Origin of the sequence: Streptomyces sp. NBC_00057 (genome assembly GCF_045041165.1) — a bacterium.
In the GTDB taxonomy this organism is placed as follows: domain Bacteria; phylum Actinomycetota; class Actinomycetes; order Streptomycetales; family Streptomycetaceae; genus Streptomyces.
In genome coordinates this window covers 362,674-375,871 of sequence record NZ_CP108256.1, presented here as the reverse complement: position 1 = coordinate 375,871, position 13,198 = coordinate 362,674, and the positions used below count along the sequence as shown (strand labels likewise).

The window sequence follows — 13,198 nt, the reverse complement described above, 5'->3', positions numbered from 1 at the left end:
AGCTTTTTGTTTAACCTCGCCGGGTCACCCGACCTGTTGATCTTGGCTTCTTCGTGAGACAACAGGACGGCCGTTCTTCACGCTTCGAGGTGTCGAGCAACGTCGCGTGAAGGACGGCCGCTGTGAAGAGTCTGACTCCTGCGGGTCCCGTGGACGCCGCGTTGGGCGTGCTGTCCCACTTTCGTGTCGAGTTCTACGACTGCCTCTACAAGCGGGCGGACGCGCTCTTCGAGCTGACCGACGCGGTGCTGTGCGCGGACGGCCCGGTGACGTCGTTGGTCGAGCTCACGCTGACGGCCGAGCACCGGCGCGGGCACGGGGCGATGTACGACGCGGTCAACCACGGCTGGCTGGAACCCCGCCGCCTACGCAGACTCCTCGCCGCAACACCCCTGCCGCGTGCGGCCGACGGACGGATCGTCCTCGCGGTCGATGTGAGCAACTGGCTGCGGCCCGACGCACCGACCAGCCCGGACCTGCTGTTCTGCCACGTCTACGGCCGCGGCCGCAGCGCCGACCAGTTCATCCCGGGATGGCCCTACTCCTTCGTCGCCGCCCTGGAGACCGGACGCACCTCATGGACCGCCCTCCTCGACGCGATCCGGCTGGGGCCGGCCGACGATGCCACCGCGGTGACCGCCACCCAGCTCCGCGACGTCGTCACCCGCCTCATCCACGCCAGGCAGTGGAAACCCGGCGACCAGGACATTCTCATCGTGATGGACGCCGGCTACGACGTCACCCGCCTCGCCTTCGTCCTGTCAGATCTGCCCGTCGAACTGATCGGCCGGCTCCGCTCGGACCGGGTCATGCTCCGCGACGCCGGCCCCCGCCGCTCCACCCCGCGCGGTGGGCAGCCCCGCAAGCACGGCGGCGTCCTGACCTTCTCCAAGCCAGACTCCTGGCACACCCCCGACCAGACCACCGCCTGCGACACCACCCACTACGGGAAGGCCGAGACACTCGCCTGGGACCGGATGCACCCCCGCCTGACCGCCCGCGGCCCCTGGCTCGACCACTGCGGTGAACTCCCCCTGGTCCACGGCACGTTGATCCGACTACAGGTGGCACACCTGCCCGGTGACCGTGATCCGAAGCCGGTATGGCTGTGGTCCTCGCGCACCGGGATGACCGCCGCCGACATCGACCTGCGCTGGCAGGCGTTCCTGCGGCGCTTCGATCTGGAACACACCTTCCGGCTGTTCAAGCAGACCCTCGGCTGGACCGCCCCGAAGGTACGTGACCCGCACACCGCCGACCTGTGGACCTGGCTCATCATCGCCGCCCACACCCAACTCCGCCTCGCCCGCCCGCTCGCCGAGGACCTCCGCCGCCCCTGGGAACGGGCCACCGAGCCCCGCCGGCTCACCCCGGCCCGGGTCCGCCGGGGGTTCCGCCACCTCCACGCGAAGGCAGCCCGTCCCGCCGGAGTGCCCAAACCCTCCAAATCCGGCACCGGACGCCCACCCGGCTCCAAAAACCGCAGACCGGCACCACGACACGAACCCGGAAAGACCGTGAAACGAGCAGAAACCCTCACCGAACACGTCCGCCTGAAACAGCAGCGAGGATAAACGTCAAGCTTAGTAGCCGTTTCTTTTTCGAATCTGTTGTGTGAGTTTCCGTAGGTCAGGCGTGGTGCCGTCGTTTTTGAGGCAGGCTTTGGTCGTCTTGTTCGTCCCGGGTGACGTGGAGGTGGCGGATGCCGTCGTTGCGGGCAGTGCTCGAGAGCCGTGAGAAGGCTGCTCTGGTGCGGGTGGAGGAACTGCGGGCGGAGTTCGAGCGGGTGGGGGCAGCTCTCGCGGAGGCGGAAGAGGTCCTGCATCATCGGGTGATCGGTCTGGAACAGCATCTGGAAGCACTGGCCGAGCAGGACGCGCTCGCCGTGACGGAAGTTGCCGGACCTGCTGCGGCCGAGGCCGTGGTGGAGGTGCCGGCGCAGGTGCCGGGGCCGCGGCGGACGGTGGCCCGGCGTGAGAACGGGGTGCCGGTGGAGGTCCTCGGCACGGACTACCGGCGGATCATGGCCGCTTTCGGGGAGGCGGGCGGTGACAGTCTGACTGCGCGGCAGGCGGCGGTGGCTCTGGGCTGGGACACTGCCGTTCCGGCCCGGGTGGAGGGTGCGCGGGGAAGGCTTAAGCGGCTGGTGGAGCGGGGCTGGCTGGTCGAGGGCAGGCCGGGCCGGTTCACGCTGCCCGCGCCGGTGTCCGCTGCTGCCGCGTAGCCGTTTTCCGGCGGGCGAGGCGGCGGCTCATCACCATGGTCATCGACCAGAGGATCACAGCCTTGCTGCTGGCCGGCTCTGTTTCGTAGTCGCGGGCCAGGCGTCGGTTCCGTATCAGTCAGGCGAACGACCTTTCGACGACCCAACGGCGGGGCAGCACGCGAAAATGACCAGCACGTCCAGGAGCAGGCCGAGGCAGTCCGTGATGAGGTGCCGCTTGCGGCCGTTGACCTTCTTCCCGCCGTCGTAGCCGCGTGAGGCGTTCTTGACGGTGGCGTCGGCCTTCACCAACTGCGAGTCCACGATGGCCGCCGTCGGCTCCGTCTCCCGGCCTTCTGCCCGGCGGACACGCTCACGGAGCCGGTCATGCAGTTCCTGGATCAGGTCGTGGTCGCGCCAGCGGCGGAAGAACGCGTAGACGCGGGGCCAGGGCGGGAAGTCGACAGGCAGGGAACGCCACTTGATCCCGTTGTCGCAATGCCGTTGCTTGATAGGTGCACGTAGTCCCTCTCCCTGGCACGGTGACCGTCGGGGAAACGCCAAGCCCCGTCCCCTATCGAGCCGGTTCATGGTCTACTTCGTGCTTGCTCTGGCGCTGTTCCAGCAGGACTCCTACGACGATGTCGCGGAGAACCTGGTCGGGGCCCTGGCCGAGATGGACCAGTCGGTCCCGAACAAGTCGTCGTTCACCAGGGCCCGGCAGCACCTTGGGGCTGAGGTTCCCCCGCAGCTCGGGAATGGCTGACTAGCTGGTCAGAGCGGGTTGACGTGGTTTCAGGTTCACTTGTTCGGTCGCTGCCTGGTCGGCGTAGTACTTCTCCTCGAACTCGATCGGGCTGAGGTAGCCCAGCCGTTTCTGGATGCGGCGGGGGTTGTAGAAGCCGTCGATGTACTCGAAGAGCGCGAGGTTCGCTTCGGCTCTGGTGGCGAAGACGCGGCCGCGGATGCACTCGGTCTTGATGACCATCCACAGGTTCTCCGCCAGGGCATTGTCGAACGAGTCGCCGACCGAGCCCATGGACGCCTGGATACCGGCCCTGACCAGGCGTGTTGTGAGCTTCACGGACGTGTATTGACCAGGTTCAACCAGTGGATGCAACACCGGCTTGGGCAGGTGGACAGTGCCGGTCGGCCCATCGGGTTCCCGCAGGCCAGAGTGGTGACGCTGACCGAGACCGGTACGCACGCGACGATCGACGCGCGGATAGGCAGTTTCAAGGGCGGTGGTGGCGAGCCCGCCCTGGCGACAGAGATGGCCGGCAGTGCCGCCGGCATGCTGGTGATCATGGACCGGGCCTTCCCCGGCGTCGCACTGTGGAAGGCCTACACGCAGGCCGGAGCACACTTGCTGATCAGAGCCCGCACCTTCGTCGCCGCGAAGCCCATGGAGGTCTTGCCTGACGGGACCTATCTGACCCGGATGAATCTCGCCGGGCAGCGGCACTCCCATCCGGGCCGGGGCCGGCTGTTGAGCGTGGCAGCGACCGCCTCGATATCCTCAGCCGCCCATCGAGAAAGGTCAGTTCCCTTCGGGAAGTATTGGCGCAACAGGCCGTTCGTGTTCTCGTTGGTGCCGCGCTGCCAGGGGCTGTGCGGGTCGGCGAAGTAGACCGGGATGCCGGTCTCGATCGTGAACTGGGCGTGTGCCGACAGCTCCTTGCCGCGGTCCCAGGTCAGCGACCGCCATAGTTGCCCGGGCAGGGTGCCGACCGTTGCTGCCAGCGCGTTCTTCATCGTCACCGCTCCGTAGCCGGCCAGCGGTGATCGACTACCAGGTCGACGGCGGCGAGAAAACCAGGCTGCTGACCGACCTGCTCGACCCCGAGGCCTGGCCCGCCGAGGAGCTGGCAGCCCTGTATCACGAGCGCTGGGAGATCGAATCCGCCTACCGGCAGCTGAAGACCTTTCAGCGGGGGAGGGCCGAGGTGCTGCGGTCGGTGTCGCCGGAACTGGTGCGGCAGGAGATCTGGGCTCACCTGACCCTCCATCACTGTCTGAACCGGATCATCATGCGGCTGGCCGACGGCGAAGGTCTGGACCCCGACCGGATCTCGTTCGTCAAGGTCCTTAAACACACACGACGCAGTGTTGTTCTCCAGGTAGGCCGGTCGGCCCGCCGTCTGCGGCAGTTTATGAAACGGATGGCCACGAAAGTCGTACGCAAGCTCGACAACGGTCTCCGACGGCTACGCGAGGCGGACCGCTACACCCGCCATCCGGTCTCGCAGTACATCGTGCGCAAGAAAGACCAGGTCAGGCGAGGCACACGACGGGTTCCGGAGAAGGGCATCACCCTTACGCCCGCGATACTTCAGTAGCTCAAGCAACGGCATTGCCCGTTGTCGACCAGGTAGCGGACCGCGTCGAGCATCTGGCGGTGGCAGTAGCCCTCGGGCCGGCCACCCCGGCTCTCCATCCACGCCGGCGTCGGAAAAGCCTGCCGGACCACCGCCCACTCCGCATCACTCATGTCCGAGTCGTAACAGCGCTCCCGGCCGGGCTGATCGGCCGCGTTCCCGAACTTGTGGGCGAGACAGTCACACGCTGGGGTGGACGAGCTGGACTCCACCAAGCTGACCACGCAAGACTGCAACAACAAGGGCCTCCCTGTCGCTCTGGCTTCAACAACCGCGAGCTACCAGGAGGCCCTTCCTTCATGCGTGCACAGCGGCGAACTCACCCGATCCAGCACTCTGTTCGATCCAGAACGACCGCACGATCGGAAAGACAACAGCTTGTTAGACCGACCGACAATTGGGGGTGCCTCTATGTCCTTCGTCAAGCGTGGGCAGGTTCGGTCCCGGCTCGATCTTCGCCGTGGGGCATGAGACTGTCTGGTCGTGTCGGAGATGATGAGTGGGGTGGAGGTGGCTTTGGCTGGGGCCTCGTCTCCTTCGTGGTCGCAACGTGTTCGTGCCGGGCATGACCTTGCTTCCTTCCCTGATGGTCCTGAGGCTGCGGAAGCGTTGGTGGGGCTGCTGCTGGACGTCGAGGACACGGCAGTGACCCGTCAGACGGCAGAGGCCCTGGCCCGGGTGGGGACGGTGGCTGCGGTGCGACTCATTGCTCTGGCGCTCGCCGAAGCCGACGACAGCCATGCCGACTGGATGCAGACCGGGGTGCATGACGTCCTGGCGGGACCGGACAGCGTGCCTGACGTCGCGGCAGTCTGCGTGCAGCTCGCTCGGGACGGGGAGGCGGCTGTCCGTCAGGGCGCCGCGGAGATCTTGGCGTGGGCGGGCGGCGTAACACACTGACGACGGCTCTGACGGCTGCTGAATCGTTGTGCTGGCGAGTCGGGCTGTTGATGGGCTGGTCATGCGACGGCTGCTTCGGAGGCTCGTGATTCGTAGAAGGTGCCGTCGCGGAGCATGGCGAACAGGACGCTGATGCGTTGGCGTGCGAGGCGGAGGAGGGCTTGGGTGTGGGTCTTTCCGCGGGCGCGTTGTTTGTCGTAGTAGGTGCGGGAGGCGGGATCGGCGTTCATGCAGGCGAAGGCAGAGAGGAACATGGCACGTTTGAGCTGCCGGTTTCCGCCTCGGGGTGCGTGTTCGCCGTGGATCGAGGTGCCGGACTGTCTGGTGGTCGGGGCGAGTCCGGCGTAGGAGGTGCGCGGCGCTCGGGAACGAGCTGCCGTCGCCGACGGTGGTCAGCAGGACTGCGGCGGTCCTGACTCCGACGCCGGGCATCGAGGTCAGGACCTGGGAAAGAGGGTGGGCCTCCAGCAGGGTGCTGATCTGGGCTTCCAGGGCCCGGCGTTGTTCGTGGACGGCTCCCAGCGAGCGGGCCAGGGATGGGATCACGGTGTCGAGGGTGCCGGTCCCCGGGACGATGACGGTTTGCTCGTCCAGGGCAGTAAAGACGTCGTCGATCAGCCGGGCGGCCATGCGTGGCGCCTTGGGTCGGATCGCCTCGACGAGCCGGCGACGGCCCGCCTTCCGCAGCGATGCCGGGGAGCCGTAGCGTTCCAGCAGCCAGGTGACGGCCTGGTGGTCCAGGCGTGGCCCGAGGACGCGTTCGAGGCTGGGGTGGAACTGGGTGAGCAAGCCGCGTATCCGGTTGGAGGTGCGGGCGGCGTCTGCGATGACCGCGGCGTCCTTCGCGTCGGTCTTGGCCTCGCCCGGGTAGAGGTCGGCGATCCTGCGCATCGCCAGGCCGGGCAGGTAGGCGACCTTGCAGCCGGCGTCCCGGGCGACGGTCGGGGGCAGAGCTCCGATGGAGGCGGGCTGGTCCACGATCACCAGCACGGTGCCGAACTTCGCGGTCAGCTTGTCGAAGACGGCCCGCAGTCTGGGCTCACTGTTGGGCATCGGCTTGTCGAAGACCTTCTTCCCCGCCGGGGTCAGCCCGTGCCCGTGATGGGCGCTCTTGCCGACGTCCAGGCCCAGGAAGACGCCCACCTCGGTCGTGTCGAACATCGTTACTCCCTCTCCCCAGGGGGTGTTCACGGTGCCGGCCTCGGCGTCGGTGTCGTGCTCGCGCATCCACGTTATGCAGACCTGCCGCCCGCAAGCCGCCCGGCGTTGCGTCGGACCAGGCGGTGGCCGGACCTCTCATCAGCGTCTGTGACGACACCTTCCGGGCCCGGTGACACCACCCCCCAGGTCATGTCTTCGACAGGGGGCAACAGTCATGCCGGGCCCGGAGGCCAGCGGCCCCGTTGCAGGACCACGAAAAACATAACGGGGCGGATTCCCGGGGCTGGGGCACGCACCTCGCGGCGTTGTCGTCAATCACCATGTTCCCCGAGCTCTCGGCTTCGCTCGAGCAGGGGAGGCCCCATTCGCCATGGCTCGATCCTCCGCCTTGCGATGCACGCACCCCAGCCCCGCTCCTTCACCCACCCCCCAATTGCCGGTCGGTCTTAATCCCGCAGAAGCCCAGCTGCTGATCGGAGCCGTGGCGCCGGACGACCCAGTACCCGTATCCGCACACTGATCGACGGCATCGCGCACTGACTCCCGTCCGAAGTACCGGATATCTCACCGGACTCAAGACCGCTGTTGCAGGCCGCGTACGGGATCCAGCTTCGGGCTCCGGATGCAGCGGCGATCTCCTGGCTGCGCGGGTGCCGGGGAGCGGTCCGATTCCTGAGGGGCTGAGGGGCGGTCTTGCTGAAGTCGGCCGGGCCGGAGTGGACGAGGCCCACGAAGAGACCCATGCCGTCCTGGGACGATAGGTGCCGGGTCGGGCCCAGGTTGGCTATCGCCCTGCACGTCCTTCCTTGGACGTCGCTGTAGGAGGACCTGAACCAAGAGACTCCTCGACCACTCCAGATGCCGTCTCTGGACTGCACAGGTCGAAGGGCGATACCGGTCCTGCTGCTCCCGGCCCCGTGGAGAAGGACGGCGTTGAAGGCGCTGCCAGTCGGAACGTGCAGACACGTCTCGAAGACGGCTGAAATGGTGACCCGTAACGGCGTGTGAGTTCTGATGACTGCCGCAACATCCAGTACTTGGGTCGGGCGCCCGCATAGGATGCGGCCCATGATTCGCGCAGTGGTGTTCGACATCGGAGAAACCCTCACCCGAGACGACCGCTACTGGGCATCCTGGGCCGACTGGCTCGGCGTCCCACGACACACCGTCAGTGCCCTCGTCGGCGCCGTCGTCACCCAAGGTCGCGACAACGCAGAGGCGTTGCGTATAATCCGTCCGGACATCGACATCGCCGCCGAGTACGCTGCCCGCGAAGCAGCCGGCCAAGGTGAGCACCTCGACGAGACGGACCTCTACCCAGATGTCCACCTTGCTCTCGAAGGACTTCGCAAACTCGGCATCCGCGTGATTGTCGCCGGGAACCAGACCGGCAAGGCCGGTGAGATGCTCCGCGCGCTCGACCTTCCTGCCGACCTCGTCGCCACCTCAGCGGAGTGGGGTGTCGCCAAGCCGGATGCGGAATTCTTCCGACGCGTACTCGCTGCGTCAGGAGCCGCCCCCCCCACGAGACCGTCTACGTGGGCGATCACCCGGCGAACGACGTCTTCCCTGCCAAGGCTGCAGGACTGCGGCCCGCCCACATTCGCCGCGGACCGTGGGGACACTGGTGGGCCGACGACCCCGACGTCGTTGCCACCACGGACTGGTCGATCACTTCGCTCACGGACCTGACCAGCATCGTCAACGAGTGACACAGCCAGACGACCCCCGCTTGAACTCAAGCTCTCGGGCGGAACCGTATGCGTACCTTTGAGATGAAGATCCCGGTAGGGCCCGAAGCGGAGGCCTTGAACGGAGCATGCATGCCGCCGTCCTCAACTGGTGTGGCAGGCCGACGTATTGCGTACTACCACAGCCTCGGCCGCCCGAGAATGACTCAGCGGAAACTGGCCAGCGCCGCGTGCGTAGCCCTTGGCACGATCCGAAAGATCGAGCGGGGCGAGCGAGGCGATACCGACGACACTCTCGATGTCGCAGCCCTCGGTGTGGACCCGTCCGGGCTCATCGTCGACGGAGAGCATGCGTCGACCCGGACGTGTGACGCACTGTCCGCCCTGTCGGCGGCAATCGCCGCCTATGGCGTCGCGGACGATGGGCCGGTCCGGTTGGTCGCCTGAGTTGAGGTCCGCGCTCGCCCAGACCACAGCCTGGCGCCTGTCTGCCCAGTATCTGCGGATCGCCCGGACCGTATGTGACCTCCTGGCCGAACTCGCGCGCGCAACACAGAACGCGGCCGGCACCGACAGGCGTGACCTTGCCATGCTCCTTGTCGCGGCGTAACGCTGCGACGACTCCATAGTCTACAAAATACCGAGCCACGACTTGTCCGCACGACTCATCGAGATGATGCCCTGGGCTCCCTCGGGCTCGGACGATCTCCTCTTGGACTCCGCGGTCAGCTATGTCCGAATCGAGGTCTTCTTCGCTGCCCGAGCCCATGCATCAGGCCTGCGCGCACCGGAGCGCGCAATCGATGCCTGCCCACCCCTGTCGGCCATGAGGCCATCGCCGCCCGCGGGGCACTCCACATGAGGGCTGCAGTTATCGCGGGGCGGGCCGGCCGCCATGACGCGGCCGACGAACACCCTCGACGAAGGGTGGGCCATGGGGGACCGCGTGCCGGACGGCGTGTAACGAGGTACGGCGTTCGAACCGGGCAGCGTACGCATCCATGAAGTAAGCGTCGCAGTCAGCCTTGGCAACGAACACGTTCAGCTGCCTTCGATGTGGCCCGCGAGTGCAAGCCGCCGAGCGACCTGCCGGTTGAGCGACGGTCCGGATTTTACATCGAGCCGGCCCGCGCACAGCCGTGGGGCCGGCTCATGGATGACATCTTCGAGTTGCTGAAGGTTGACCGCCGGATCGCGCCCCAGCACACCCGCGAGCATCCATGGGTGCGCGAGGACGCCGGGACCCGGCGGCGCCTGAAGCGCGCGGAGGCCGAGACGCTGACAAACTTCTCCGAATGGTGCCACGCCGTCTGACCATCGCCGAGATACCCCTTACTGGGGCACTTGTGCATGTCGCCGCAGCCCATGCTCTGCCGTGTCAGAACGATCGTGCAAATAGGACCACCATGGGCGAGCCAGCACCCGGACCACCCACCATCGTCGACGAGCCGGTGAGCCTTGCGGGGTTACACGGCGAAGCATGCTTCTACTGCGGCTCCGTACACAAAACCATGCATGCTGCCGGGGCAGTCACCCTCGTCGGCCACGACCGCGTCCGGCTGATCGTCACCTGAGGCTGCCGGCAAACATCGGTCGGGCGTCCAACACGATCGACGCGTAGGACTGTGCGGTTGAGGACCACCTGCGGTTCTGTACGGCGGAGGGCACGAAGCCGCTGTACGCGAAGGCGGACACGTGGCGGAAGGCGGCTCCACCGACCACGCGACTAGCGCCTCACGCAGCGTCGAACCACGGCTTGTTCGCGGCCCAGTGCTCGACCCATCCTGCGAACCCCGGGGCGCCAGTAGTGAACCCGAACTCTGCTCCGAACGGAGCAGCTCCTTCGCCGCTGATGTTCCAGACGTGACCTCGGTGAGGCCCGGTCACGATGAGGTGCCAGTTCATTGCGCAGCCATCAGTACCGAGCACGATCGAGCCGTGATCGAAGACCTGGTCGAGGATCGGATCGATCTCCTCACAGGGTCTGGGGTCTTCTTCCCACAGCCACATCTTGGTCAGGGGGAAGGGCCGGCTCAGGTCGCGCTCCGGTCGGTCGTCTCCCCAGTCATCCGGCAGTTCAGCCAGTGATTCGAGACCGTAGTCAGGTGGCCCGGAGTAAGACCCGTCGGTTATCTCCGCGACGAACGTTCGATAGGGCTCACGCAGGACGATGCCGTGCTCAGCCTCGAAGGCGTGCACCGTCTCCCAGCCCAGTGCCGATGCGCCACCATCGTCCACATCGAAGGCCGCGCGCAGAGCGGCAAGGTCGTCAGGGGCAGCGTGCTCAGTGTCCATACGGCTCATATGTACCACCCACCGGTTCCGGATCAGGATCGTTGGCGCGCCGCGGGACAGCGACCCTCGTGATGGCGAACTGCACCAGTCGACTCGCGAAGGTGCCACGTTCGCGGCCACTCAGTCGAGACAGAACTCGTTGCCCTCGATGTCCTGCATCACGAGGCACGACTCGTTGACTCCATCGGCAAGCAGTAGTCGCACGCGTACCGCGCCGAGCGGGACCAGTCGTGCGCACTCGGCCTCAAGTGCGGCCAGGCGCTCTTCACCCACGAGCCCGGTGCCGACCCGCACGTCAAGATGGAGCCGATTCTTGACGGCCTTGCCTTCGGGAACGCGCTGGAAGAACATTCGCGGGCCCAGACCTGAGGGATCAATGCAGACGAACGCCGAACCCTGACGCTCAGCCGGCAGAGAGCGATCGAAATCGTCCCAAGTGGCAAACCCCTCCGGTGGCGGCGGTACGACGTACCCCAACACCTCGCACCAGAAACGAGCGACGCGCTCAGGTTCTGCGCAGTCGAAGGTGATTTGGAACTTCTTGATCGACGTCATCGGCCCATCGTAGAGGCGGGCGGGGTCTTTCGTCGTCTCCACGGGCCCGCCCCTGGCTGGGTTGTGGCGCATGCGGCTGACTCGTGGCGATGAGTGGGACCTTGAGCCGTGGGATGACGATCCTGACAGTGTCCCCACTGGAGGAGGTCCTGGCGGACTTCGGGAACGTCGCATGCACGCAGGTGAGTTGTAGCCGCGCCCCATTACAACGAAGGAGCGTACGGGAGGCAACCCGCCCGTGCTCAGCGTCGGCGGTCGCCCGGCGCGAGCAGGCTGATGACTTCGGCGATCGCCTCCGGGGAGGGGTGGAAGTACTTCCGTACGTTCTCCGCCTTCTTGTGCCGGGACTTCGCCATCCGCATGAGCAGGCTCGTCCCACCCTCGCCGAGGTGGGTCAGGCCGGAGTGCCGCCACTCATGCAGATCCCAGCCCGTGCTTGGCTTGCCGCCCAGGGCCGTGTGCTCGTCCAGAAGCATCCGGGCCTGCCCGTAGGAGAGGCGGGCGAGCCCGGCGTCCGGGCAGATGTCGCGCGGACTGACGACCTTGCCGGGACCTGGCTTGCGGCGGGTGACGAACACCGGGCCACGCGTACGCCCCTTGAGCAGGCGGGGCAACAGCCGGGCAGTACCAGCGTCCCAGTAGACCGTCTCCAGGACGAAGTCCTCGCGGACAGCGCCGCGGCGACGCGTACGAGGACGAGCGCCCTTGGCCTTCACCGGGGCCCGGCGCCCGGCGAGGTCGAGCTCCTCGATGTTGACGCCCAGGATCTCCTCGGCGCGGGCGACGGTCTCGTAGAGCATCCGCCACAGCGTCTTCTCCCGCAGGTGCACCTCGCGCCGCGCGATCAGCCGGTCGATCGTCATCTTCGAGCGCGCCGGGGTCTCGGAGTCCGGCGGGGCAAGCCGCTTCGCCCAGGCCGGGACCGCCGGGCCGTCGTACCCGCGCTCATCGCACCAGCCCAGCCACGAGAGCACCGACGCACGCCGGGCGCTCCAGGTGTTCACCGCGGAGCTGACCCACAGAAGTTCCAGGACCTCGCCGATCTCGTCGTCCGCGACGGACGCCAGTGGCCGGCTCTCGCCGAGCCGTTCGGCGGTCTTGCCCACCCCGATCCCGTAGTTGCGGACCGTGTTCGGGTTGCCGAGCGAGTCAAGGAAGACGTCGGCCGCCGCGCGGACGGTCAGTGCCTTTCCGGCGGGCAGTTGTACGACGGCGCCGCTTCCCCCTTGCCGCAGATAACGGGGCCGCTTCATATACGGCCTGGCGGCCGTTCCCGCAGGTCGCGGTCAGCCGTGTTGGTAAGGACGGCTGTTGGTGAGGGGTGAGTAGCCCTCGGGGGTGTTGTAGCGGGGTGCAACAATCCGTCCGTGTCCGAGGAGCTCTCGCGTTGGTATCGGGGCTGCCTGGTGGGCGGTCCGTTCAGGCCGTTCGGCCCGGGCGAGTGCGCCGTGCTCGAACGGGAGATCGGGCTGCCTCTGCCACCCGCGTACCGTTCGTTCCTGGAAGCCGCCGGCGGGGAGAAGCTGGACTACTCGGTCCGCCTCCCGGCCTGTGAACCAGAACCGGTCCAGGGCTTCGACGACCTCTACCAGTTGGGCCGTGACGACGCCGGTGAGTACGGCCGGGGAACTCTCCTGGGCGAGTATCTGCGCAGTCGCGATGGGTGGCTCGCTGAGAACGTGCCCCTGACCGGCCTGCTGCCCATCGCCCGCAATGGCGGAAGCGACACCCTCTTCCTGGACCTGAACCCGGCCACTCATGGCCGGCTCCACGCGTTCGTCCATGCCATCGCCTGGCCGGGGTATCTGGGCAGCCATGTCTTCACAAAGGTCGCCGACGACTTTGACGCCTACCTCGACAGTTTGTTCATCGACCCCGACATGGCCGAGGACGCCTGGGCCGATGTCGCCGACAGTGATCCTTCGGATCCTTGGCGGAGGACCGTCGAGGAGTGGCTGGACAAGGAACTGCCAGCCTGGCGTACGGAAGCTTGGGCAGCCGCCTCTTGACCCTCG

14 protein-coding genes and 3 pseudogenes are annotated in these 13,198 nt (G+C 66.9%); 9 read left to right on the top strand and 8 right to left on the bottom strand.

Annotation, left to right across the window (positions count from 1 at the left end; all coding sequences use genetic code 11):
• The first annotated feature begins 122 nt into the window (after window positions 1–122).
• Both OG953_RS01875 and OG953_RS01870 read left to right on the top strand, forming a co-directional pair.
• Window positions 123–1,574, top strand: a complete 1,452-nt coding sequence (locus tag OG953_RS01875) for an NF041680 family putative transposase (protein ID WP_405682091.1) — start codon at window positions 123–125, stop codon at window positions 1,572–1,574.
• 128 nt (window positions 1,575–1,702) lie between these two features.
• On the top strand, window positions 1,703–2,224 hold the full coding sequence (locus tag OG953_RS01870; protein ID WP_405682090.1) for a hypothetical protein: 522 nt from the start codon (window positions 1,703–1,705) through the stop codon (window positions 2,222–2,224).
• A gap of 114 nt (window positions 2,225–2,338) precedes the next feature.
• On the opposite strand, the gene OG953_RS01865 is transcribed toward OG953_RS01870, so the two are convergent.
• Window positions 2,339–2,767, bottom strand: coding sequence for a transposase (locus OG953_RS01865; protein ID WP_405682089.1), 429 nt, complete (start codon window positions 2,765–2,767; stop codon window positions 2,339–2,341).
• 25 nt (window positions 2,768–2,792) lie between these two features.
• Here OG953_RS01865 and OG953_RS01860 point away from each other — a divergent pair, with 25 nt between their 5' ends.
• Window positions 2,793–2,969 carry a transposase domain-containing protein gene (locus OG953_RS01860; protein WP_405682088.1) on the top strand — a complete coding sequence of 59 codons (177 nt, stop codon included), beginning with the start codon at window positions 2,793–2,795 and terminating at the stop codon, window positions 2,967–2,969.
• On the opposite strand, the gene OG953_RS01855 is transcribed toward OG953_RS01860, so the two are convergent.
• The gene (locus OG953_RS01855; RefSeq protein ID WP_405682086.1) at window positions 2,970–3,287 is read right to left on the bottom strand and encodes an IS3 family transposase; all 318 of its coding nucleotides are present in this window, start codon (window positions 3,285–3,287) and stop codon (window positions 2,970–2,972) included.
• 344 nt (window positions 3,288–3,631) lie between these two features.
• Window positions 3,632–3,982, bottom strand: a pseudogene (locus tag OG953_RS01850) (IS30 family transposase); the annotation flags it as partial.
• 2 nt (window positions 3,983–3,984) lie between these two features.
• Between OG953_RS01850 and OG953_RS01845 the strand changes: the two are divergent.
• Window positions 3,985–4,542 carry a transposase gene (locus tag OG953_RS01845; protein WP_405682085.1) on the top strand — a complete coding sequence of 186 codons (558 nt, stop codon included), beginning with the start codon at window positions 3,985–3,987 and terminating at the stop codon, window positions 4,540–4,542.
• Here OG953_RS01845 and OG953_RS01840 read toward each other — a convergent pair.
• Entirely contained in the window at window positions 4,536–4,694 is a 159-nt protein-coding gene (locus tag OG953_RS01840) for a transposase (protein WP_405682084.1), read from the bottom strand. The genes OG953_RS01845 and OG953_RS01840 overlap by 7 nt on opposite strands.
• A 499-nt stretch (window positions 4,695–5,193) precedes the next feature.
• Here OG953_RS01840 and OG953_RS01835 point away from each other — a divergent pair, with 499 nt between their 5' ends.
• A complete protein-coding gene (locus tag OG953_RS01835) occupies window positions 5,194–5,481 on the top strand; it encodes a hypothetical protein (RefSeq protein ID WP_405682083.1) in 288 nt (95 codons plus the stop codon).
• Between the two features lie 59 nt (window positions 5,482–5,540).
• On the opposite strand, the pseudogene OG953_RS01830 reads toward OG953_RS01835, so the two are convergent.
• A pseudogene (locus tag OG953_RS01830) lies at window positions 5,541–6,642 on the bottom strand (IS110 family transposase).
• 1,068 nt (window positions 6,643–7,710) lie between these two features.
• Here OG953_RS01830 and OG953_RS01825 point away from each other — a divergent pair.
• The 3 genes and pseudogenes from OG953_RS01825 to OG953_RS01815 all read left to right on the top strand — a co-directional run bounded on the left by OG953_RS01825 (window position 7,711) and on the right by OG953_RS01815 (window position 9,647).
• A pseudogene (locus OG953_RS01825) lies at window positions 7,711–8,354 on the top strand (HAD family hydrolase).
• Between the two features lie 180 nt (window positions 8,355–8,534).
• The gene (locus tag OG953_RS01820; protein WP_405682082.1) at window positions 8,535–8,780 is read left to right on the top strand and encodes a helix-turn-helix domain-containing protein; all 246 of its coding nucleotides are present in this window, start codon (window positions 8,535–8,537) and stop codon (window positions 8,778–8,780) included.
• A 705-nt stretch (window positions 8,781–9,485) separates the two neighbouring features.
• On the top strand, window positions 9,486–9,647 hold the full coding sequence (locus OG953_RS01815) for a hypothetical protein (protein WP_405682081.1): 162 nt from the start codon (window positions 9,486–9,488) through the stop codon (window positions 9,645–9,647).
• 420 nt (window positions 9,648–10,067) lie between these two features.
• On the opposite strand, the gene OG953_RS01810 is transcribed toward OG953_RS01815, so the two are convergent.
• The 3 genes from OG953_RS01810 to OG953_RS01800 form a co-directional block, all read right to left on the bottom strand.
• Window positions 10,068–10,628: an SMI1/KNR4 family protein gene (locus OG953_RS01810; protein WP_405682080.1), complete on the bottom strand. Its 561-nt coding sequence runs from the start codon at window positions 10,626–10,628 to the stop codon at window positions 10,068–10,070.
• Window positions 10,629–10,748: 120 nt separating this feature from the next.
• Window positions 10,749–11,183, bottom strand: coding sequence for a VOC family protein (locus OG953_RS01805; protein WP_405682079.1), 435 nt, complete (start codon window positions 11,181–11,183; stop codon window positions 10,749–10,751).
• A gap of 242 nt (window positions 11,184–11,425) precedes the next feature.
• Entirely contained in the window at window positions 11,426–12,436 is a 1,011-nt protein-coding gene (locus OG953_RS01800) for a site-specific integrase (RefSeq protein ID WP_405682078.1), read from the bottom strand.
• A 114-nt stretch (window positions 12,437–12,550) separates the two neighbouring features.
• Between OG953_RS01800 and OG953_RS01795 the strand changes: the two genes are divergently transcribed.
• Window positions 12,551–13,192, top strand: coding sequence for an SMI1/KNR4 family protein (locus OG953_RS01795; RefSeq protein WP_405682077.1), 642 nt, complete (start codon window positions 12,551–12,553; stop codon window positions 13,190–13,192).
• The last annotated feature ends 6 nt before the right edge of the window (window positions 13,193–13,198 follow it).

Excerpts from the sequence above, each read along its gene's own strand:
- OG953_RS01860 (WP_405682088.1), top strand. The coding sequence starts at position 2,793 with ATGGTCTACTTCGTGCTTGCTCTGGCGCTGTTCCAGCAGGACTCCTAC.
- OG953_RS01800 (WP_405682078.1), bottom strand. The coding sequence starts at position 12,436 with ATGAAGCGGCCCCGTTATCTGCGGCAAGGGGGAAGCGGCGCCGTCGTA.
- OG953_RS01840 (WP_405682084.1), bottom strand. The coding sequence starts at position 4,694 with ATGAGTGATGCGGAGTGGGCGGTGGTCCGGCAGGCTTTTCCGACGCCG.
- OG953_RS01805 (WP_405682079.1), bottom strand. The coding sequence starts at position 11,183 with ATGACGTCGATCAAGAAGTTCCAAATCACCTTCGACTGCGCAGAACCT.
- OG953_RS01815 (WP_405682081.1), top strand. The coding sequence starts at position 9,486 with ATGGATGACATCTTCGAGTTGCTGAAGGTTGACCGCCGGATCGCGCCC.
- OG953_RS01810 (WP_405682080.1), bottom strand. The coding sequence starts at position 10,628 with ATGGACACTGAGCACGCTGCCCCTGACGACCTTGCCGCTCTGCGCGCG.
- OG953_RS01870 (WP_405682090.1), top strand. The coding sequence starts at position 1,703 with ATGCCGTCGTTGCGGGCAGTGCTCGAGAGCCGTGAGAAGGCTGCTCTG.
- OG953_RS01820 (WP_405682082.1), top strand. The coding sequence starts at position 8,535 with ATGACTCAGCGGAAACTGGCCAGCGCCGCGTGCGTAGCCCTTGGCACG.